At 68.2% G+C, this 20,405-nt stretch carries 20 protein-coding genes; 1 reads left to right on the top strand and 19 read right to left on the bottom strand.

Translation table 11 applies throughout. From position 1 onward, the window contains the following. The first annotated feature begins 80 nt into the window (after window positions 1–80). A complete protein-coding gene (locus OG870_RS31510) occupies window positions 81–1,904 on the top strand; it encodes a glycoside hydrolase family 18 chitinase (RefSeq protein ID WP_327691754.1) in 1,824 nt (607 codons plus the stop codon). 5 nt (window positions 1,905–1,909) lie between these two features. Here OG870_RS31510 and OG870_RS31505 read toward each other — a convergent pair whose 3' ends face one another. From OG870_RS31505 to OG870_RS31415, 19 genes are all read right to left on the bottom strand, one after another. After that, on the bottom strand, window positions 1,910–2,356 hold the full coding sequence (locus OG870_RS31505; RefSeq protein ID WP_266521618.1) for a DUF2550 domain-containing protein: 447 nt from the start codon (window positions 2,354–2,356) through the stop codon (window positions 1,910–1,912). 142 nt (window positions 2,357–2,498) lie between these two features. After that, window positions 2,499–2,873 carry a F0F1 ATP synthase subunit epsilon gene (locus OG870_RS31500; RefSeq protein ID WP_266589969.1) on the bottom strand — a complete coding sequence of 125 codons (375 nt, stop codon included), beginning with the start codon at window positions 2,871–2,873 and terminating at the stop codon, window positions 2,499–2,501. Between the two features lie 117 nt (window positions 2,874–2,990). Further along, complete coding sequence (gene atpD / locus OG870_RS31495) at window positions 2,991–4,427, bottom strand: F0F1 ATP synthase subunit beta (RefSeq protein WP_266521614.1); 1,437 nt, start codon at window positions 4,425–4,427, stop codon at window positions 2,991–2,993. Further along, window positions 4,427–5,344: a F0F1 ATP synthase subunit gamma gene (locus tag OG870_RS31490; protein ID WP_327691753.1), complete on the bottom strand. Its 918-nt coding sequence runs from the start codon at window positions 5,342–5,344 to the stop codon at window positions 4,427–4,429. Before OG870_RS31490 ends, atpD begins: the two co-directional genes overlap by 1 nt. Window positions 5,345–5,365: 21 nt before the next feature. Beyond that, a complete protein-coding gene (gene atpA / locus OG870_RS31485) occupies window positions 5,366–6,955 on the bottom strand; it encodes a F0F1 ATP synthase subunit alpha (protein ID WP_266521610.1) in 1,590 nt (529 codons plus the stop codon). 146 nt (window positions 6,956–7,101) lie between these two features. Then, the gene (locus OG870_RS31480) at window positions 7,102–7,917 is read right to left on the bottom strand and encodes a F0F1 ATP synthase subunit delta (RefSeq protein WP_327691752.1); all 816 of its coding nucleotides are present in this window, start codon (window positions 7,915–7,917) and stop codon (window positions 7,102–7,104) included. Next, entirely contained in the window at window positions 7,914–8,465 is a 552-nt protein-coding gene (locus tag OG870_RS31475; protein WP_266589965.1) for a F0F1 ATP synthase subunit B, read from the bottom strand. Before OG870_RS31475 ends, OG870_RS31480 begins: the two co-directional genes overlap by 4 nt. Before the next feature lie 38 nt (window positions 8,466–8,503). Next, window positions 8,504–8,746, bottom strand: coding sequence for a F0F1 ATP synthase subunit C (locus OG870_RS31470; RefSeq protein ID WP_123967491.1), 243 nt, complete (start codon window positions 8,744–8,746; stop codon window positions 8,504–8,506). Between the two features lie 80 nt (window positions 8,747–8,826). Beyond that, window positions 8,827–9,597, bottom strand: coding sequence for a F0F1 ATP synthase subunit A (gene atpB / locus OG870_RS31465; protein ID WP_266592487.1), 771 nt, complete (start codon window positions 9,595–9,597; stop codon window positions 8,827–8,829). 273 nt (window positions 9,598–9,870) lie between these two features. Further along, complete coding sequence (locus OG870_RS31460; RefSeq protein WP_266589960.1) at window positions 9,871–10,308, bottom strand: hypothetical protein; 438 nt, start codon at window positions 10,306–10,308, stop codon at window positions 9,871–9,873. A 304-nt stretch (window positions 10,309–10,612) separates the two neighbouring features. Continuing rightward, entirely contained in the window at window positions 10,613–11,941 is a 1,329-nt protein-coding gene (locus OG870_RS31455) for an MraY family glycosyltransferase (protein WP_266589958.1), read from the bottom strand. 150 nt (window positions 11,942–12,091) lie between these two features. Beyond that, window positions 12,092–13,330 carry a serine hydroxymethyltransferase gene (glyA, locus tag OG870_RS31450; RefSeq protein ID WP_327691751.1) on the bottom strand — a complete coding sequence of 413 codons (1,239 nt, stop codon included), beginning with the start codon at window positions 13,328–13,330 and terminating at the stop codon, window positions 12,092–12,094. A 69-nt stretch (window positions 13,331–13,399) separates the two neighbouring features. Continuing rightward, window positions 13,400–14,080 (bottom strand): arsenate reductase/protein-tyrosine-phosphatase family protein, encoded by a 681-nt coding sequence (locus OG870_RS31445; protein WP_266521599.1) that lies wholly within the window; start codon window positions 14,078–14,080, stop codon window positions 13,400–13,402. Next, a complete protein-coding gene (locus OG870_RS31440; RefSeq protein ID WP_327691750.1) occupies window positions 14,077–14,724 on the bottom strand; it encodes an L-threonylcarbamoyladenylate synthase in 648 nt (215 codons plus the stop codon). Before OG870_RS31440 ends, OG870_RS31445 begins: the two co-directional genes overlap by 4 nt. Before the next feature lie 52 nt (window positions 14,725–14,776). After that, complete coding sequence (gene prmC / locus OG870_RS31435) at window positions 14,777–15,622, bottom strand: peptide chain release factor N(5)-glutamine methyltransferase (protein ID WP_266521597.1); 846 nt, start codon at window positions 15,620–15,622, stop codon at window positions 14,777–14,779. Window positions 15,623–15,663: 41 nt separating this feature from the next. Then, window positions 15,664–16,740 carry a peptide chain release factor 1 gene (gene prfA, locus OG870_RS31430; RefSeq protein ID WP_266521596.1) on the bottom strand — a complete coding sequence of 359 codons (1,077 nt, stop codon included), beginning with the start codon at window positions 16,738–16,740 and terminating at the stop codon, window positions 15,664–15,666. Between the two features lie 106 nt (window positions 16,741–16,846). Then, window positions 16,847–17,071 carry a 50S ribosomal protein L31 gene (gene rpmE / locus OG870_RS31425; RefSeq protein WP_055625166.1) on the bottom strand — a complete coding sequence of 75 codons (225 nt, stop codon included), beginning with the start codon at window positions 17,069–17,071 and terminating at the stop codon, window positions 16,847–16,849. 122 nt (window positions 17,072–17,193) lie between these two features. Continuing rightward, window positions 17,194–18,339, bottom strand: a complete 1,146-nt coding sequence (locus tag OG870_RS31420) for an LCP family protein (RefSeq protein WP_327691749.1) — start codon at window positions 18,337–18,339, stop codon at window positions 17,194–17,196. 220 nt (window positions 18,340–18,559) lie between these two features. After that, window positions 18,560–20,341 carry a trypsin-like serine protease gene (locus OG870_RS31415; protein ID WP_327691748.1) on the bottom strand — a complete coding sequence of 594 codons (1,782 nt, stop codon included), beginning with the start codon at window positions 20,339–20,341 and terminating at the stop codon, window positions 18,560–18,562. Window positions 20,342–20,405 lie beyond the last annotated feature (64 nt).

The following is a 20,405-nucleotide window of genomic DNA, read 5'->3' as shown; positions in this document are numbered from 1 at the left end:
AGACCTTTCTATTCTCGCGGCACCGTGGGCGTGAAGGCTCAGTCGCGCCCCCACCGCTTCTTGAAAAGAGGAGGCGCAGCATGCGCTTCAGACACAGAGCCGTGGCAGGGTTCGCGACCCTGCTGCTCCCGCTGGCCGGTCTGGTCGGCCTCGCGAGCCCCGCCCAGGCCGCAGCCACCGCGACGGCGACCTACGCCAAGACCCAGGACTGGGGCACCGGCTTCGAAGGCAAGTGGACGGTGAAGAACACCGGCACCACCGCCGTCAGTTCCTGGACGATCGAGTGGGACTTCCCCTCCGGCACGTCCGTCACCTCGGCCTGGGACGCCGACGTCACGTCCTCCGGCACCCACTGGACCGCCAGGAACAAGTCCTACAACGGCTCGATCGCCCCCGGCGCCTCCGTCTCCTTCGGCTTCAACGGCGCGGGCACCGGCTCCCCCGCCAACTGCAAGCTGAACGGCGACAGTTGCGACGGCACGACGGTCCCGGGCGACGCGGCACCCTCCGCGCCGGGCACCCCCACCGCCTCCGGCATCACCGACACGTCCGTGAAGCTCGGCTGGACGGCCGCCACCGACGACAAGGGCATCAAGAACTACGACGTCCTGCGCGACGGCGCCAAGGTCGCCACGGTGACGACGACCTCGTACACCGACACCGGCCTGAGCGCCGGCAGCGACTACTCCTACACCGTCCAGGCCCGTGACACCGCCGACCAGACCGGCCCGGCGAGCGGCGCGGTCGCCGTGCACACCACGGGCGGCACCACCGACCCGCCCCCGACCGGCGGCAAGGTCAAGCTCGGCTACTTCACCGAGTGGGGCATCTACGGCCGGGGCTACAACGTCAAGAACCTGGTGACCTCGGGCTCCGCCGCGAAGATCACGCACATCAACTACGCCTTCGGCAACGTCACCGGCGGCAAGTGCGCGATCGGCGACTCCTACGCCGACTACGACAAGGCCTTCACCGCCGACCAGTCCGTCAGCGGCGTCGCGGACACCTGGGACCAGCCGCTGCGCGGCAACTTCAACCAGCTGCGCGAGCTCAAGGCCAAGTACCCCAACATCAAGGTGCTGTGGTCCTTCGGCGGCTGGACCTGGTCCGGCGGCTTCGGCGAGGCGGCCAAGAACCCGGCGGCCTTCGCGCAGTCCTGCTACGACCTGGTCGAGGACCCGCGCTGGGCCGACGTCTTCGACGGCATCGACATCGACTGGGAGTACCCGAACGCCTGCGGCCTGAGCTGCGACACCAGCGGGGCCGCGGCCTACAAGAACCTGATGCAGGCCCTGCGCGCCAAGTTCGGCGCGAACAATCTGGTCACCGCCGCCACCACGGCCGACGGCACCTCAGGCGGCAAGATCGACGCCGCGGACTACGCGGGCGCCGCCCAGTACGTCGACTGGTACAACGTGATGACGTACGACTTCTTCGGCGCCTTCGACGCGGACGGCCCGACCGCCCCGCACTCCCCGCTCACCTCCTACGCCGGCATCCCGACGCCCGGCTTCACCACGGCCGACGCGATCGCCAAGTACAAGGCGAAGGGCGTCCCCGCGAGCAAGCTGCTCATCGGCATCGGCTTCTACGGCCGCGGCTGGACGGGCGTGACCCAGGACGCCCCGGGCGGCACCGCCACGGGTCCGGCCGCGGGAACGTACGAGCAGGGCATCGAGGACTACAAGGTCCTCAAGACGTCCTGCCCGGCCACCGGCACCATCGCCGGCACGGCCTACGCGCACTGCGGCAGCAACTGGTGGTCGTACGACACCCCGTCGACGATCACCGGAAAGATGAGCTGGGCCAAGTCCCAGGGCCTCGGCGGCGCGTTCTTCTGGGAGTTCAGCGGCGACACGGGCAACGGCGAGCTGGTGAGCGCCATCAACAGCGGGCTGCAGTAAGCCTGTCAGGCAACATTGACGCGCTGGCCGGGCGGGGCCGCCTCCAACCAGGCGAGGAACCCGGTCAGCGCGTCGTCGCTCATGGCGAGTTCGAGGCGCGTGCCCCGGTGCAGACAGGTCAGGATGACCGCGTCGGAGAGAAGGGCCAGTTCCTCCTCGCCTTCCGGGAGACGGCGGCCGGCGACCTCGATGGCGGCGCGTTCCAGGACACGGCGCGGGCGGTAGGCATAGGAGAAGACGCGGTACCACTCGATGCGGTCGCCGTTGTAGCGGGCGACACCGTAGCTCCAGCCTTTTCCGTTGGTGTCGGACTTCTCCGGGACGTCCCAGCGCAGCGAACAGTCGAAGGTGCCCCCGGAGCGCTGGATCAGTCTGCGGCGCAGGCCGAAGACGAACAGCGCCAGCACCACAAGGGCGACAACGACTCCGCACACAGTCAGAGCGAGGACCATCGACACCGACCTCCTCGTCTCCTAGGTACCGAAAATAGGTAACGGAACGGAAAAAACACCTATATCTGCCTCAGCCGCGGTCGGCTCCGGATTGCTCCGGTGCCGGCCGCGGCTGAGTGACGTCATACAGCTCTGCGCGGGTTCAGCCCGTCGTCGCCGCACGCAGTCGTACGTCCGCGCGACGCTCGGCGGCGGCGTCGCCCTCCGCCTTCGCGCGCTCGAGCTCGCGCTCCACGCGCTGGACGTCGATCTCGTCGGACAGCTCGGCGATCTCGGCCAGCAGCGACAGCTTGTCATCTGCGAACGAAATGAAACCGCCGTGCACCGCGGCGATGACGGTTCCGCCATCACTCGTACGGATGGTCACCGGGCCCGACTCCAGCACACCTAGCAGCGGCTGGTGACCGGGCATGACGCCGATGTCGCCGGACGTGGTGCGCGCGACGACCAGGGTGGCCTCGCCGGACCAGACCTCTCGGTCGGCCGCGACCAGCGCGACGTGCAGCTCAGCAGCCAAGGTGGCTCCTCGGGTCACCACCCGGCTGTTCGGCCGGGTGTTGGTTACAAGTCTAGTGGGCGTGGTAGAGGGGGCGGGACGAGCCCCGCCCCCTCAGACGAACTCAGCGGTCCGAGTTCAGGAGACGCCCAGCTCCTTGGCGTTGGCCTTGAGGTCCTCAATGCCACCGCACAGGAAGAACGCCTGCTCCGGGAAGTGGTCGTACTCGCCGTCGCAGATCGCGTTGAACGCGGTGATCGACTCGTCCAGCGGAACGTCCGACCCGTCGACGCCGGTGAACTGCTTGGCGACGTGGGTGTTCTGGGACAGGAAGCGCTCCACGCGACGGGCACGGTGGACGGTGAGCTTGTCCTCCTCGCCCAGCTCGTCGATACCGAGGATCGCGATGATGTCCTGCAGGTCCTTGTACTTCTGGAGGACCGTCTTGACGCGCATCGCGGTGTTGTAGTGGTCCGCCGCGATGTAGCGGGGGTCCAGGATCCGGGACGTGGAGTCCAGCGGGTCCACGGCCGGGTAGATGCCCTTCTCGGAGATCGGACGGGACAGAACCGTCGTCGCGTCGAGGTGGGCGAAGGTGGTGGCCGGGGCCGGGTCGGTCAGGTCGTCCGCGGGGACGTAGATCGCCTGCATCGAGGTGATCGAGTGACCACGGGTCGAGGTGATGCGCTCCTGGAGGAGACCCATCTCGTCGGCCAGGTTCGGCTGGTAACCCACCGCGGAGGGCATACGGCCGAGCAGGGTCGAGACCTCGGAACCGGCCTGCGTGAAGCGGAAGATGTTGTCGATGAAGAACAGCACGTCCTGCTTCTGCACATCGCGGAAGTACTCCGCCATGGTCAGACCCGCGAGGGCCACGCGCAGACGGGTGCCCGGGGGCTCGTCCATCTGACCGAAGACCAGGGCGGTCTTGTCGATGACGCCCGAGTCCGCCATCTCCTCGATGAGGTCGTTGCCCTCACGAGTGCGCTCGCCGACACCGGCGAACACGGAGACACCGTCGTGGTTGTTGGCGACGCGGTAGATCATCTCCTGGATGAGCACCGTCTTGCCGACGCCGGCACCGCCGAACAGGCCGATCTTTCCACCCTTGACGTACGGGGTGAGGAGGTCGATGACCTTGACGCCGGTCTCGAACATCTCGGTCTTCGACTCGAGCTCGTCGAAGCGCGGGGCCTTGCGGTGGATGGACCAGCGCTCGCCCTCGTACTGCTCGTCCACGTTCAGCACCTCACCGAGGGTGTTGAACACCTTGCCCTTGGTGAAGTCGCCGACCGGGACGGTGATGCCCGTGCCGGTGTCGGTGACGGTGGCCTGGCGGACCAGACCGTCGGTCGGCTGCATGGAGATGGTGCGGACCAGGCCGTCACCCAGGTGCTGGGCGACCTCCAGGGTCAGCGTCTTCTTCTCGCCCTCGTTCGCCGGGTCGGCGACCTCTACGTGCAGGGCGTTGTAGATGTCCGGCATCGCGTCGACGGGGAACTCCACGTCGACGACCGGGCCGATGACCCGGGCGACGCGGCCCGTGGCAACGGCCGTCTCAACTGTCGTCGTCATTACCTGTCACTCCCCGCGGTCGCGTCGGCCAGGGCTGCGGAGCCACCGACGATCTCGCTGATTTCCTGGGTGATTTCGGCCTGGCGGGCCGCGTTGGCAAGTCGGGAGAGCGTGGTGATGAGCTCTCCCGCGTTGTCGGTGGCCGACTTCATCGCACGGCGCGTGGCGGCGTGCTTGGAGGCGGCCGACTGAAGCAGCGCGTTGTAGATACGGCTCTCGACGTAGCGCGGCAGCAGGGCGTCGAGGACGTCCTCGGCCGACGGCTCGAAGTCGTACAGCGGAAGGATCTCGCCCTTGGGGGCGGCCTCCTTGGCGACCTCTTCGATGCTGAGCGGCAGCAGGCGGTCGTCGAGCGCCGTCTGCGTCATCATCGACACGAACTCGGTGAAGACGATGTGGAGTTCATCCACACCACCCTCGGCCGTCTCGGTCTCGATGGCCTCGATCAGCGGACCCGCGACCTTCTTGGCGTCCACGTACGTGGGCTCGTCGGTGAAGCCCGACCACGACTCCACGACCTTGCGCTCGCGGAAGTTGTAGTGGGCCAGACCGCGGCGGCCGACGATGTACGTGTCGACCTCCTTGCCCTCCGCCTCAAGGCGCGCCGTCAGCTGCTCGGCGACCTTGATGGCGTTGGAGTTGAAGGCGCCGGCCAGTCCGCGGTCGCTCGTGAGGAGCAGCACGGCGGACCGGGTGACCGTCTCGGCCTGCGTGGTCAGCGCGTGCTTCGTGTTCGAACCGGTTCCGACCGCCGTGACCGCGCGGGTGAGCTCGGTCGCGTACGGCGTGGAGGCCGCCACCTTGCGCTGCGCCTTGACGACGCGCGAGGCGGCGATCATCTCCATCGCCTTGGTGATCTTCTTGGTCGCGGTGACGGATCGGATGCGACGCTTGTAGACCCGGAGCTGGGCTCCCATGAGTCAGGTCCCTTCCTTACGTCACTTGGCCGCGGCCGGGGCGTCCTCGCCGAGAAGCTTGCCGTCCGAGGTCTCGAACTGCTTCTTGAACTCGGCGATCGCGTCCGCAATGGCGGTGAGGGTGTCGTCCGACATCTTGCCGCCCTCCTTGATGGAGGTCATGAGGCCCTGCTCCTTGCGGTGCAGGTACTCCAGGAGCTCCTTCTCGAAGCGGCGGACGTCGGCGACCGGGACGTCGTCCATCTTGCCGGTGGTACCGGCCCACACGGAGACGACCTGGTTCTCGGTCGGCATCGGCTGGTACTGCGCCTGCTTGAGCAGCTCGACCAGGCGCTGACCGCGCTCCAGCTGCGACTTCGACGCGGCGTCCAGGTCGGAACCGAAGGCGGCGAACGCCTCCAGCTCACGGTACTGGGCGAGGTCGAGGCGCAGTCGGCCGGAGACCTGCTTCATCGCCTTGTGCTGCGCGGAACCACCGACTCGGGAGACGGAGATACCGACGTTCAGCGCGGGGCGCTGACCGGCGTTGAAGAGGTCCGACTCCAGGAAGCACTGGCCGTCGGTGATGGAGATGACGTTGGTCGGGATGAACGCGGAGACGTCGTTGGCCTTCGTCTCGACGATCGGCAGACCCGTCATCGAACCGGCACCCAGCTCGTCCGAGAGCTTCGCGCAGCGCTCCAGCAGACGGGAGTGCAGGTAGAAGACGTCACCCGGGTAGGCCTCACGGCCCGGCGGGCGGCGCAGCAGCAGGGACACGGCGCGGTAGGCGTCGGCCTGCTTCGAGAGGTCGTCGAAGATGATGAGGACGTGCTTGCCCTCGTACATCCACTGCTGACCGATGGCCGAACCGGTGTACGGCGCCAGGTACTTGAAGCCGGCCGGGTCGGACGCCGGGGCGGCGACGATGGTCGTGTACTCCAGCGCGCCGGCCTCTTCGAGGGCACCACGCACGGAGGCGATGGTCGAGCCCTTCTGGCCGATGGCGACGTAGACGCAGCGGACCTGCTTCTTCGGGTCGCCCGAGCGCCAGTTGTCACGCTGGTTGATGATCGTGTCGACGGCCAGGGCGGTCTTGCCGGTCTGACGGTCACCGATGATCAGCTGACGCTGGCCACGGCCGATCGGGGTCATCGCGTCGACGGCCTTGTAGCCGGTCTCCATCGGCTCGTGCACCGACTTACGGGCCATGACGCCCGGAGCCTGCAGCTCAAGGGCGCGGCGGCCGCTGGTCTCGATCTCGCCGAGGCCGTCGATCGGGTTGCCGAGCGGGTCGACGACGCGGCCGAGGTAGCCCTCGCCGACTGCCACGGAGAGCACCTCACCGGTGCGCTGCACCGGCTGACCCTCCTCGACGCCGCTGAACTCGCCGAGGATGACGGTACCGATCTCGCGCTCTTCGAGGTTGAGCGCAAGACCGAGGGTGCCGTCCTCGAACTTCAGCAGTTCGTTGGCCATGGCCGAGGGCAGGCCCTCGACCTTCGCGATGCCGTCGCCGGCAAGGGTGACCGTACCGACCTCCTCGCGCGAGGCCGCGTCCGGCTTGTACGACTGGACGAAGTTCTCCAGCGCGTCCCGGATCTCCTCCGGCCGGATCGTGAGCTCCGCCATCTGGGTTCCCTGCTCTCCTTGTTGGGCCCGAAGTTTCAACTTGGGGGTCTGGGGGCGACCCCCAGGAATCCTCTGCACGGCCCAACCGGGCCGTAGGTACGTACTGCTGTGCTGCTGTACTGCTGTTCTTGCTTGTGAAGTTGCTGCTAGCCCGCCAGTCGGCGGCCGGCGTCCTCGATGCGGTCCGCGATCGAGCCGTTGATGACCTCGTCGCCGACCTGCACCCGGATCCCGCCGAGGACCTCGGGGTCCACGTCGATGTTGAGGTGCATCTTGTGGCCGTAGAGCTTCGCGAGAGCGGCGCCCAGGCGCTGCTTCTGCGAGTCACTCAGCGGCACCGCCGAGGTGACGACGGCGACCAGACGCTTCCGGCGCTCGGCGGCGAGCTTGGACAGGGACTCCAGTCCCGACTCCAGGCTACGTCCCCGCGGCGCGGTAACAAGGCGCGTCACAAGACGCTCGGTCGTCGCGGCGGCCCGCCCGCCGAGCAGCCGGTGCAGCAGCTCGATCTTGGCGGCGGCGGTGGCCTTGCGGTCGGTCAGTGCGGCGCGCAGCCCGGTGTTCGAGGCGACGATCCGGCCGAACCGGAACAGTTCGTCCTCGACGTCGTCGAGCGAGCCCGCCTGCTGGGCCGCGGTGAGCTCGGCGGTGTTCGCCAGCTCCTCCAGCGAGTCCACCAGGTCACGCGACTGCGACCAGCGGGAGCGCACCATGCCGGACACCAGGTCGGCGGTCGCCCCGCCGACCTGAGAACCGAGCAGACGCTGGGCCAGCTCGGCCTTGGCCTCACCGGCCTGCGCCGGGTCGGTCAGGACCCGACGCAGCGACACCTCGCGGTCGAGCAGCGCGGTGACGGCGGCCAGCTCGTCGGCGAGCTGCGCCGCGTCGACGGACGTCGCGTCCGTCAGCGCGTCGAGACGCTCGCGTGCGGCTGCCAGGGCCTCGCGGCTCGCTCCGTTCATCGGGTGGCCTCGGCCTTCTCCTCAAGGTCCTCGAGGAAACGGTCGATGACACGGCTCTGCCGGGCGTGGTCCTCAAGGGACTCGCCGACGAGCTTGCCGGCCAGCTCGGTCGCGAGGTGACCGACGTCCTGCCGCAGCGCGGACGCGGCGGCCTTGCGGTCGGCCTCGATCTGCGCGTGACCGGCGGCGACGATCTCCTCGCGCTGCCGCTGGCCTTCGGCGCGCATCTCGGTGATGAGCGCGGCACCCTGCTCCTGCGCCTCCTGGCGCAGACGCGCGGCCTCGTGCCGGGCCTCGGCGAGCTGGGCCTTGTACTGCTCAAGGACGCTCTGGGCCTCGACCTGAGCCGCCTCGGCCTTCTCGATGCCACCCTCGATCGCCTCGCGGCGCTCCTCCAGAACCTTGTTGATGTTCGGGAGCAGCTTCTTCCAGAAGAAGAAGAACACGATGGCGAAGGCAAGGGCGCCGACGAGCAGCTCGGGACCGGCCGGGACGAGGGGGTTCTGCTTCTCCTCGGCCGCCAGCTGTACCAAGTGGTTGGCGATCACATCAGTGCCTTTCGTCGATGCGTGTCGGTAAGGGCTGATCACGTACCGAACACGAACGGCATAACGATGCCGATGAGGGCGAGCGCCTCACAGAAGGCGAAGCCGAGGATCTGGTTGGCGCGGATCAGGCCGGCGGCCTCAGGCTGACGGGCCAGGGCCTGGGTGCCGTTACCGAAGATGATGCCGACGCCGACGCCGGGGCCGATGGCCGCGAGGCCGTAACCGATGGAGCCGATGGAGCCGTGGACGGTGTCAGCAGCAAGTGCCTGGAGAGCGGACATGCCGATTCTTCCTTCTCTTTCATGGACCGGTGGGGGTTGGCCACCGGACGTCTCGGGGGTGCGGGCGGGTGGTACTCGGCTCAGTGGTGCTCGGCGAGAGCGCCCTGAACGTAGGAGCAGGCCAGCAGTACGAAGACGTACGCCTGGACGGCCTGCACGAAAAGCTCAAAGAGGATCATGACCACGGTCATGACGAAGGAGACTCCGGCCGCCGGGATCATCCAGCTGTTCATCAGGTACCAGGAGGCGACGGTGAACATCACCAGCATCAGGTGGCCGGCGAACATGTTGGCGAAGAGTCGCACCGCGTGCGTGAACGGGCGGACCAGCAGGTTCGAGAAGAACTCGATGACCATGACGAGGGGCAGCACGCCGCCGAGCGACTTGTCGTAGCCCGTCACGTTCTTGAAGAAGCCGACGAAGCCGTGCTTCTTGAAGGTCAGCGAGACCCACGTGACGTAGACGACCGCGGCCAGCACCACAGGGAAGGCGAAGACCGACGCCACCGGGAACTGTGCCAGCGGGATCACGGACCAGATGTTCATGATCCAGATGAAGAAGAACAGCGAGACCATGAGCGGGACGTACTTCTCGCCCTCGCGCTTGCCGAGCGTCTCGTAGACGATGCCGCGGCGCACGAAGTCGTAACCGGCCTCGCCGACCATCTGCAGCTTGCCCGGGATCACCTTGGCCTTGCCGAAGGCGGCCCAGAAGAACACGACGACAAGCGCACTGGTGATGAGCGCGAGCAACATCACCTTGTTGAACTCGTAACCCCCCACCGTGGCAATCGGCTTGAAGAGGAACGAGTGCAGGCCCGGAGCCGGAAAGCCACACCCGTTGTCGGACATGATCCGACAGCTCCAGTCAAAGGCGAGCTGGGTCTGGTCAGCACTCACCACGGGCTCCTTCGGCATGACGCATGGGTAGGGCAACCTCGTTGTGTCGGCGCGGCGCGAAGCCGCTGGTCGGCACCGGACTGGTGTTACGGATGTGAGGGCGGCTGGGGGGCTTCAAGCCTCGCGATTGAGCAAGCGTCAGCTCGAATGCCCGCGCCCGCGATGCCGCAGTTGGCACCGGACGATAGCAGGAGATCTCACAAGCCCTTATCCCGCCCCTACTCCTCACGACGACGACCCGGTCTTCTCGGATTTGCCACTCTTCTCGGAGTCCGGGTCGATGTAGAAAAGCTTGGCTTTCATGTGCGCACGAGCCTGCGCAGCCATCCACACGACGGTCGAGACGACGAGCGAGACGGCGAACGTCTTCGCGTTGAAGAGATGGGTGTTCTTGAAGACGGCCACGAAGATCAGGAGCAGCAGGAGCTGGGCGACGTAGAGCATCAGCCCCATGGCCTGGAACAACTGCGGGAGCGTTTTTGCCACCCACTGCAGGACGTACAGACCGATTCCCATGAAGAGGATCGCGAGCACCGTGCCGACCGCCGCACCGAGCGCACCTTTGCCACCGGCGACCCCAGCGCTGACGGCGACGACAATCGCGCCGGCAGCTGCTGTGGGCACAGCGGTCTGCAAGAGGTTCCGGGCGTCATTGGACGGCATGGCGGCAACTCCGCTTTCACAGGGGGCGGGGGGGTGTCGTCATGGACGAGCGTAGTCCCGGATCGAGAGGGGAACTCACGGCCAATGAACCGTCGCACTACGGTCCTTCGGCTCTGTCCGGGGGTTCTCGTGAACCGTATCACAAACTATTTGATGCGGTCTTTACCTAGTTGGTGTGCTCGCTGTCACACATGAGAGTGACAGCGCGCGTCTGTGCAAAAACCAGGTGTGTATGTCTGGTATTGGGGAGCTTTACTCCCCCACGAGTTGGCAATGCTCTAGTCAGATTCTTACCTTGCCGAGGTCAGCGCGGCGTCCCGGCCTTGCGCCGGTCCAGGAAGCGCGATCGGGTCCCCAGGGCGGTCGCACCGTTCACTCCCGGCACACCGGCGGCGACCGGAGGGCGCTGCTCCTCCTCGACCGTGGCCGGCTGCGCCGGGGTCGACGCGGACTCGGCGACGGCCCTGCGGCGGCGGTAGCGCGGCGGTACGAAGTGCTCGGCCCAGCGCGGGGCACGCGGCGTGAAGCGCGGCAGCAGGAGCAGCAGCAGACCGATCGAGCTGAGGATCACGACGCCCAGGACGATCCACATGGACGCCGAGTTGACCGAGTAGCCGAGCGCGCCGAACGCGATCAGCGCGGACCAGAAGTACATGATCAGCACGGCCCGGCTGTGCGAGTGCCCGATCTCCAGGAGCCGGTGGTGCAGGTGCCCGCGGTCGGCGGCGAACGGCGACTGCCCCTTCCAGGTGCGGCGGACGATCGCCAGCACCAGGTCGGCGGTGGGCACCGCGATGATCGTCAGCGGCAGCAGCAGCGGAATGTAGACGGGCACCGTCTGGTGCACGGCCGCCTTCTCGGAACCGGTGAACAGCTTCAGCGCGTCCGGGTCGACCTGTCCGGTGATGGAGATCGCGCCCGCCGCCAGCACCAGGCCGATCAGCATCGAGCCGGAGTCGCCCATGAAGATCCGGGCCGGGTGCATGTTGTGCGGCAGGAAGCCGATGCACATGCCCATCAGGATCGCCGAGAAGAGCGTGGCCGGGGCGGCGGCCTCGATGCCGTACGAGTACCAGATCCGGTAGGCGTACAGGAAGAACGCGCAGGCCGCGATGCACACCATGCCGGAGGCCAGGCCGTCGAGGCCGTCCACGAAGTTCACCGCGTTGATGGTGATGACGACGAGCGCCACCGTCAGCAGGGTGCCCTGCCACTGCGTCAGCGCGACGTTGCCGACGGTCGGGATGGGCAGCCACAGGATCGTCAGACCCTGCATGACCATGACGCCGGCGGCGATCATCTGGCCGCCCAGCTTGATCAGGGCGTCGATCTCGAACTTGTCGTCCAGGACGCCGATCAGCCAGATCAGCGCCGCTCCGGAGAGCAGTGCCCGCGGTTCGTTCGACTTCTCGAAGACCTCGCTGAGGTTGGTGAGGTGGTCGGCGACCAGCAGTCCGGCGCACAGGCCGAAGAACATGGCGATACCGCCGAGGCGCGGAGTGGGCTCCCGGTGCACGTCACGGGCCCTGATCTGCGGCATGGCTCCGGCCACGATCGCGAACTTCCGTACCGGCCCTGTCAGCAGGTACGTCACCGCGGCCGTGATGCAGAGCGTCAGCAGATATTCACGCACAGGCTTCCCCACAGGTCTCGCTGGCCATCTCAGCCCCACACCCTAGCGACGGACGCATATGAGTGGGGACTTCCGGGTAGCGACGATGGTTGCACGCGTGCCTGTGCACGCAGGCTGCATCCAGGTGTACGCAGGTGCGTCTACCCCCGCTCAGCCGGTGTACGGCAGAAATCTACCGGTGAGCTCACGCACCTCGTCACGCGCCTTCTGGCTCTCGGTCCCGCCCCGCAACACGTCTGCGAACAGCACGGCGATCCGGTCCATCTCCTCCTTGCCCATGCCCTGCGTGGTCACCGCGGCCGTGCCCAGCCGCAGGCCGCGGGCGTCGCCGTGCGGCAGCGCGCAGCAGTCGAGCACCATGCCGGCCGCGGCGAGCCTGCCGCGCGCGGTGCGGCCGTCGACGCCGAGGGGGGCCGGGTCGGCGGTGATCAGGTGCGTGTCCGTGCCGCCGGTGGTCACGACCAGCCCCTGAGCGGCCAGCCCGGCCGCGAGCACCCGCGCGTTGGCGACCACCTGATGGGCGTACGCGGTGAAGGCCGGTGTCGCCGCCTCGCCGAACGCGACGGCCTTGGCGGCGATGGTGTGCATCTGCGCGCCGCCCTGGGTGAAGGGGAAAACGGCCCGGTCGACCCGTTCCGCCAGGTCGGCGCCGCACAGGATCATCCCGCCGCGCGGCCCGCGCAGCACCTTGTGCGTGGTCGCGCAGACCACGTCGGCGTACGGCACCGGGCTGGGCGCCGCGCCCCCCGCGACGAGTCCGATGGGATGGGCGGCGTCGGCGATGAGATACGCCCCGGCCTCGTCGGCGACCTCGCGGAAGAGGGCGTAGTCGATGTGCCGGGGATAGGCGATCGACCCGCACACGATCGCCTTGGGGCGGTGGGTACGGGCGAGCGAGCGCACCTGCTCGTAGTCGATGAGACCGGTCTCCGCGTCGACGCCGTAGCCGACGAAGTCGAACCAGCGGCCGGAGAAGTTGGCGGGCGAGCCGTGCGTCAGGTGACCGCCGTAGGGGAGGCCGAGGGCGAGGACGGTGTCGCCGGGCCGCAGGAGCGCCGCGTAGGTGGCCAGTACGGCGGAGGACCCGGAGTGCGACTGCACATTGGCGTGCTCGGCGCCGAACAGGGCCTTCGCGCGGTCCACGGCGAGGCGCTCGGCCACGTCGACGATCTCGCAGCCGCCGTGGTGCCGGGCACCGGGGTAGCCCTCGGCGTACTTGTTGGCCAGGGGTGAGCCGAGCGCGGACAGCACGGCGGGCGAGGTGAAGTTCTCGGCGGCGATGAGCTGCAGCGTCGTCGACTGCCGGTCGAGCTCACCGAGCAGGATCTCGGCCAGCTCCGGGTCCTGCCGGCGCAGGACATCGGCCTCAAGGGTATGGGTGACCGGCATGATGGGCTCCGGGGCGTCGACGGTGACGTACGACCAATGTAGGCCCGGGACCGGTGAGATGCTCGGTTGTTACGCCCTTGCGGGTACACCGGTGAGCGCCGTGACGACCGGGTCCACCGCCTGGTGTATCTCGTCCCCGACGGACCGGAAGAAGGTCAGCGGGGCGCCGTAGGGGTCGTACACCTCGTCCGCTTCCGCCGTCGGCGCCAGGAGCCACCCGCGTAGAGCCGCCGCCGCGCGGACCAGGGCCCGGGCGCGCGCGACCACACCCTCCTCCAGCGGCGGCAGGGTCGCCGGGTCGATCGCCCGCACCAGGCGGGTGAACTCCTTCAGCGTGAAGGTGCGCAGGCCCGCCGAGTGGCCCATGGAGATGACCTGCGCACGGTGGTCGCGGGTCGCCGTCAGGACGAGGTCGGCCATGATGACGTGCTCGTCGAGCAGCTCCCGGCCCATGAAGCCGGAGGCGTCCGCGCCGAAGTCGGCGAGGACCGCCTCCGCGTTCGCCTCCATGGGTGCGCCCTCGTGGCCCCAGGTGCCCGCGCTCTCCACGATCAGCGCGCCACCGAGCACGCCGAGCCGCTGCGTCACGTAATGGCGGGTCAGCCGCTCGGTGATGGGCGAGCGGCACACGTTGCCGGTGCTGACGTGGAGGATGCGGAAACAGTCGCGTGGAAGCCCGACGAACGTCGTCGTGATCTCCGTGGCACGTTCCCCGTTGCCTATGCCACGCCCCGCGTCAGGGGCCGTCAATTCGCCACCTCGAGGTCGGGTACGACCTTCCGCAGCTCGTCCGCCGACAGCGCACCGGCACGCAGCAGCACCGGTACCGGGCCGGTGACGTCGACGATGGAGGAGGGGACGTTGGCGGGCGTCGGGCCGCCGTCGAGGTAGACGGAGACGGAGTCGCCGAGCATCTCCTGCGCGGCGTCACAGTCCTCCGGCGCCGGGTGGCCGGTGAGGTTGGCGGAGGAGACGGCCATGGGGCCGACCTCGGTGAGCAGCTCGATGGCGACCGGGTGCAGCGGCATGCGCAGGGCGACGGTGCCACGGGTGTCGCCCAGGTCCCACTGCAGGGACGGCTGGTGCTTGGCGACGAGCGTGAGCGCGCCCGGCCAGAACGCGTCGACGAGTTCCCAGGCCATCTCCGAGAAGTCCGTGACCAGGCCGTGGAGCGTGTTCGGGGAGCCGATCAGCACGGGGGTGGGCATGTTGCGGCCCCGGCCCTTGGCCTCCAGCAGATCGACGACGGCTTCCGAGGAGAACGCGTCGGCGCCGATGCCGTACACCGTGTCGGTCGGGAGGACGACCAGCTCGCCACGACGGACGGCGGACGCGGCCTCGCGCAGACCCGTCGTACGGTCCGTCGCGTCGTTGGTGTCGTATCGCCGTGCCATGTCTAGCGGGCCTCCTCGTACACGTACATCCGGGAAAGAGTCTGGGGGGTGCTCACGGCAGCGCCTTGCGGGCCGTCGCGAACCGGGGGCGCCTGTTCAGGTCGGGGTGGTCGGCCGCGTCGGCCCAGCCCCGCTCCTCGGTGAAGATCCACGGCACCTGGCCGCCCTGGGTGTCGGCGTGCTCGATGACGACGACGCCGCCGGGGCGCAGCAGCCGGTGTGCGGTCCGCTCCAGACCGCGGATGAGATCGAGGCCGTCCTCCCCTGAGAACAGGGCGAGTTGGGGATCGTAGTCCCGCGCCTCGGGGGCGACGTACTCCCACTCGGTCAGGGGGATGTAGGGCGGGTTGGAGATGACCAGGTCGACATGGCCGTCGAGGTCGCGGAAGGCGTCCAGCGCGTTGCCCTGCCGCAGGTCGACCCTGGACCCCTCCACGTTCTTGCGGGTCCACTGGAGGGCATCCTCGGACAGCTCCACGGCGTGCACGCGGGAGCGTGGAACCTCCTGGGCGAGCGCGAGCGCGATGGCGCCGGAGCCGGTGCACAGGTCGACGATGCGGGGCTCCACGACGTCCATGGCGCGCACGGCGTCTATGGCCCAGCCGACCACGGACTCGGTCTCGGGCCGCGGCACGAACACGCCCGGCCCGACCTGGAGTTCCAGGTAGCGGAAGTAGGCCCGCCCGGTGATGTGCTGCAGCGGTTCGCGCTGCTCGCGCCGGGCGATGACCTCCCAGTAGCGGGCGTCGAAGTCGGAGTCCTTCACGGAGTGCAGCTCGCCCCGCTTCACGCCGTGCACGAACGCGGCGAGCTCCTCCGCGTCATTGCGCGGCGAGGGCACGCCGGCGTCGGCCAGCCGCTGGGTGGCCTGTGCCACCTCTGCGAGCAGCAGGTTCACGCAAGTCCTCCGTGTCGTACTCGGTCGTGCGTACGTGCGCCTTACGCGGCTGCCAGCTTGGCCGCCGAGTCCGCGTCGACGCAGGCCTGGATGACCGCGTCGAGGTCGCCGTCCAGGACCTGGTCCAGGTTGTAGGCCTTGAAGCCGACGCGGTGGTCCGAGAGGCGATTCTCCGGGAAGTTGTACGTACGGATCTTCTCGGAGCGGTCGACGGTGCGGACCTGGCTGCGGCGGGCGTCGGCGGCCTCCCGCTCCGCCTCCTCCTGCGCCGCTGCGAGCAGCCTGGAGCGCAGGATACGCAGTGCCTGCTCCTTGTTCTGCAGCTGGCTCTTCTCGTTCTGGCAGGAGGCGACGACTCCGGTGGGAATGTGCGTGATGCGCACGGCGGAGTCGGTGGTGTTGACCGACTGGCCGCCGGGTCCCGAGGAGCGGTAGACGTCGATGCGCAGGTCGTTCGGGTTGACCTCGACGTCGACCTCCTCGGCCTCGGGCGTCACGAGGACACCGGCCGCGGAGGTGTGGATACGGCCCTGGGACTCGGTCGCCGGCACGCGCTGCACGCGGTGCACGCCGCCCTCGTACTTCAGGCGTGCCCAGACGCCCTGTCCGGGCTCGGTGGCACCGTTGCCGCCCTTGGTCTTCACGGCGACCTGGACGTCCTTGTAGCCGCCCAGCTCGGACTCGGTCGAGTCGATGATCTCGGTCTTCCAGCCGATGCGCTCGGCGTAGCGGAGATACATACGCAGCAGGTCGCCCGCGAAGAGCGCGGACTCGTCACCGCCGGCGCCGGCCTTGATCTCCAGAATGACGTCCTTGTCGTCACTGGGGTCACGCGGGACCAGCAGCAGGCGCAGCTTCTCGGTGAGCTGCTCGCGCTGCTTCTCCAGCTCCTTGGCCTCGGCGGCGAAGTCCGGGTCGTCGGCGACGAATTCCTTCGCCGTCTCGATGTCGTCGCCGGTCTGCTTCCAGGAGCGGTACGTGGCGACGATCGGGGTGAGCTCGGCGTAACGCTTGTTGAGCTTGCGCGCGTTGGCCTGGTCGGCGTGGACCGACGGGTCGGCGAGCTTCGTCTCCAGGTCGGCGTGCTCACCGACGAGTTCCTCGACGGCCTCGAACATCTTGGGCTCCTGAAATGCGGAAAGAGGGGGAAGGCGGGCGACCAAAAACGCCGGTCCCGGCGCGCCTGTTTCAGGGCGCGGCCGTGGACCGGCGGATTGGAGCTCGCTACTTCTTGGAGCCGGCTGCAGCCTTGCCGAAGCGGGCCTCGAAGCGGGCCACACGGCCACCGGTGTCGAGGATCTTCTGCTTGCCCGTGTAGAACGGGTGGCACTCGGAGCAGACCTCGGCACGGACGGTGCCGCTGGAGATCGTGCTACGGGTGGTGAACGACGCGCCACAGGTGCAGCTGACCTGCGTCTCGACGTACTCGGGGTGGATGTCGCGCTTCAAGGTGTCTCCTAGTTTCGGGAGGGCGCCGGGTCGCTGCCGCGGATTGCGGAGGCGTGAACCGGAGCCGACGTACCAGTCTGCCAGGACTGGGGCCATCCCCCAAAACCGGGGGTTCGGGTGATCTATTCCCGGCCGGAGCTGACGACGCCCCTGGCCTCGCCCGTGGCATTGCCTTCGGTGGCCGCCTTCGGGATCGGCCGGTCGTTCTTGAGGGCCGTCCACACCTGCTGGGCCTTCGACTTCTCGACGATCACGCGGTTCGGGTTCGCCGGGTCGTACCGGACCGGCATCGTGACCATGTGCATGTTCGAGGAGCCGATGCCCTTGAGTCCGTTCGCGAACGACATCAGGGAGTTGACCGAGCCCAGCTTGGAGTCGGCCGTCACGGCCTTGGTGGCGGTGTCGGCGAGGTCGTAGAGCCTCTTCGGGTTGGAGAAGACGCCGATGTGCTTGACCTGGTCGGCCAGTGCCTTGATGAAGGCCTGCTGGAGCTGGATGCGGCCGAGGTCGGAGCCGTCGCCGACGCCGTGTCGGGTGCGGACCAGGCCCAGGGCCTGCTCGCCGTCGAGCTTATGGCTGCCGGCGCTGAGGTTCAGATGGCTCTCGGAGTCCTTGATGTCCTTGGTCGTGGTGACCTGGACGCCGCCGAGTTCGTCGACGAGCTTCTCGAAGCCGCTGAAGTCGACCTCGAGATAGTGGTCCATGCGGATGTCCGTGAGGGACTCGACGGTCTTCACCGCGCAGGTGGCACCGCCGGTGGAGTACGCGGAGTTGAACATCACGCCGTTCGCGGCGTCATGGGTGACGCCCTTGGTGTCGGTGCACTCGGGGCGGTCGATGATGGTGTCACGCGGGATGGAGACCACGCTGGCCCGCTTGTGACCCTTGTACACGTGCACGATCATCGCGGTGTCGGAGCGGGCGCTGCCGTCGTCGGCGCCGCCGCCGAGCTTCTTGTTCTTGCCGGAGCGGGAGTCCGAGCCGAGGACGAGGATGTTCTCCGAGCCGTTGTCCACCTTCGTCGGCCGTGAGGTGCCGAGCGCCGAGTCGATGTCGACGCTCTTGATGTTGCCGTTGAGCTTGAAGTACACGTATCCGGCCCCGGTGCCGCCGAGCACGACGATGCCCGCAGTGGTCCAGGCCGCGATCAGAAGGCCCTTGTGGCGCTTGCTGCGGGGCTTGCGGCGACGGCCCTTGGCGCTGTTGCGCGAGCCGTTGGTCCCGGATCCTCCCGGTATGCCGGGTCCCGGCGTGCTCTCGGCGGACATGTGCTCCTCGTTCTCGTTACGGTCGGTTACCCCCTGCTTTCAGGGACAGGCCTGTCAGTACCGGATCCACGTCGTACGCGTCGTACCGAACCATCGTCGCTCCGTACGGTCAGACGGAGGAACTCGAGAAAGGGTTGCACAACGCACCGTGCCCAACCCGTGGAAGGTTGGGCACAGAGCGTCACGAAAGTTGGCGGGCGTAACTCGCTCACCTGCTGTTTCAGCCGAAGAGGTCGTACTGCTGGAAACCGGTACCGACCGAGACCCTTGTGGCAAAGATCTCCGTTGTGGCCTTACCGGTGCCCTTGTACAGATAGAGGGTCCCTGAGGGCGTACGGGCCAGGAAGTCGGCCCTGCCGTCGCCGCTGACGTCGCCGACCGCGTCGAAGGCGTTGTAGCCGGTCCAGGCGCTGCGCACCTTGACGCGGGCAGAGAAGGCGCCCGTGCCGGACTTGCCGGTGCCCTTGTACAGGTACAGGTCCCCGTTGCTGCTCTTGCGGGCGAGCAGGTCGGTCTTGCCGTCGCCGGTGAAGTCCCCCTTGCCGCGCAGGGAGTTGTACTGGTTCCAGCCGGTGCCGACCTTCACCCGGGAGGCGAAGGTGCCGTTGCCCTTGCCGGGGTAGATCCACAGGGTGCCGCCGGAGTCGACCGACAGCAGGTCCGGAAGGTAGTCGCCGGTGATGTCGCCCGGGGCGACGATGCGGGTGCGGGTCTTCCAGTCGGTGAAGATCTTCGTCTTGGCCCAGGTCCCACCGGACGGCACGTAGTGCAGCCAGTAGACGTCGCCGCCGGCACTCTGGCGCACCACCATGTCCTGGTAGCCGTCCCGGTTCAGGTCGGTCTGCAGGACGAGGTCGACACCGTCGTACGACCCCAGGGAGACCCGTGCCGCAAGCGACGTGCCCTTGGAGTCCTTCTCGAACGCCTCCTTGGTGGAGGAGCTGCGCACGAACAGGTCGGCCTTGCCGTCCGTGTGACTGAGGTCGGTGTCGTCGACGTTCGCGTAGGCGGCGCCGACGTAGCTGCTGACCTTCGAGAAGACGCTGTAGTAGCCCTTCTTCACACAGTTCGCGACGCCCCACGAGACGACGCCGACGATCCGGTTGTTCACGACCAGGGGCCCGCCGGAGTCTCCGTTGCAGGCCGCCTTGGTGCCGATGTCGCTGCCGCTCTGCGAGCCGGCGCAGATCATGTGGCCCTTGACGTACCCGCTGCCGTAGACGCCCGAGCAGGTGCTGTCGGCGTGGATGGTCAGCGTGGTCGACTTCAGCGTCTCGGAGATGTCCTGGCTGGTGGAGCCGGTGCGCCCCCAGCCGTAGAGCCTGGCGCTGGTGCCGCCGGCGTACGAGGTGGTGTCGCCGGACGTCGTCATGCGCAGCGGCGTCGCCGTGACCGGGGAGGCCAGGGTGAGGACGGCGATGTCGTTGTTGATGGTCGTCGCGCTGTACGACGGGTGGTTCCACTGTCTGAGCGGCAGCGACACGGTGCCGCCGTGCAGGTCGGTGCTGCCGTAGCTGTCGGTGGTCGGCAGCTGCGAGGTGCCGGTCAGGACGGCGCCGTAGGCCTTCCAGTCGTAGCTCTTGCCGTTCTCGTCCCTGACGCAGTGCGCGGCGGTGAGGATCTTCGTCGGCGAGACGACGGTGCCGCCGCAGAAGAAGCCGAGGTCGTCGCTCTCGTCGGCGGTGCCCTGGTCGTCGTAGTACCAGAGCTGCGCCATCCAGGGCGCCGAGGTGACGGCGGTGTCGGTGCCGCCGATGACGTACGGGCTCACGGAGGAGCCGGTCGTGCTCGCGCTGAAGGACGACTTCGGCGTCGCCTGCCCCGCGGTGCCGTCGGTGACGAGCGCGCCGGCGATGCGCTTCTGCAGCACGGTGGTCGAGACGGTGCTGGTGGCGGGCTTGACGGTCGGCGTCGGCACGCCGGTGGCGGCACCCGCGGACGAGGCCGGCAACGCACCGGCGACAGCGGCGGCCAGTCCTGCCGCGGCAATGGGCAGTGCCATACGAATCCGGCGTCTACGACGACCGCTACCGGCCAAGGGCGTGCGCAAGGAGTTCCCCCCAGGG

Origin of the sequence: Streptomyces sp. NBC_00461 (assembly GCF_036013935.1) — a bacterium.
Lineage (GTDB): Bacteria > Actinomycetota > Actinomycetes > Streptomycetales > Streptomycetaceae > Streptomyces.
This window is presented reverse-complemented; position numbering and strand designations above follow the sequence as displayed.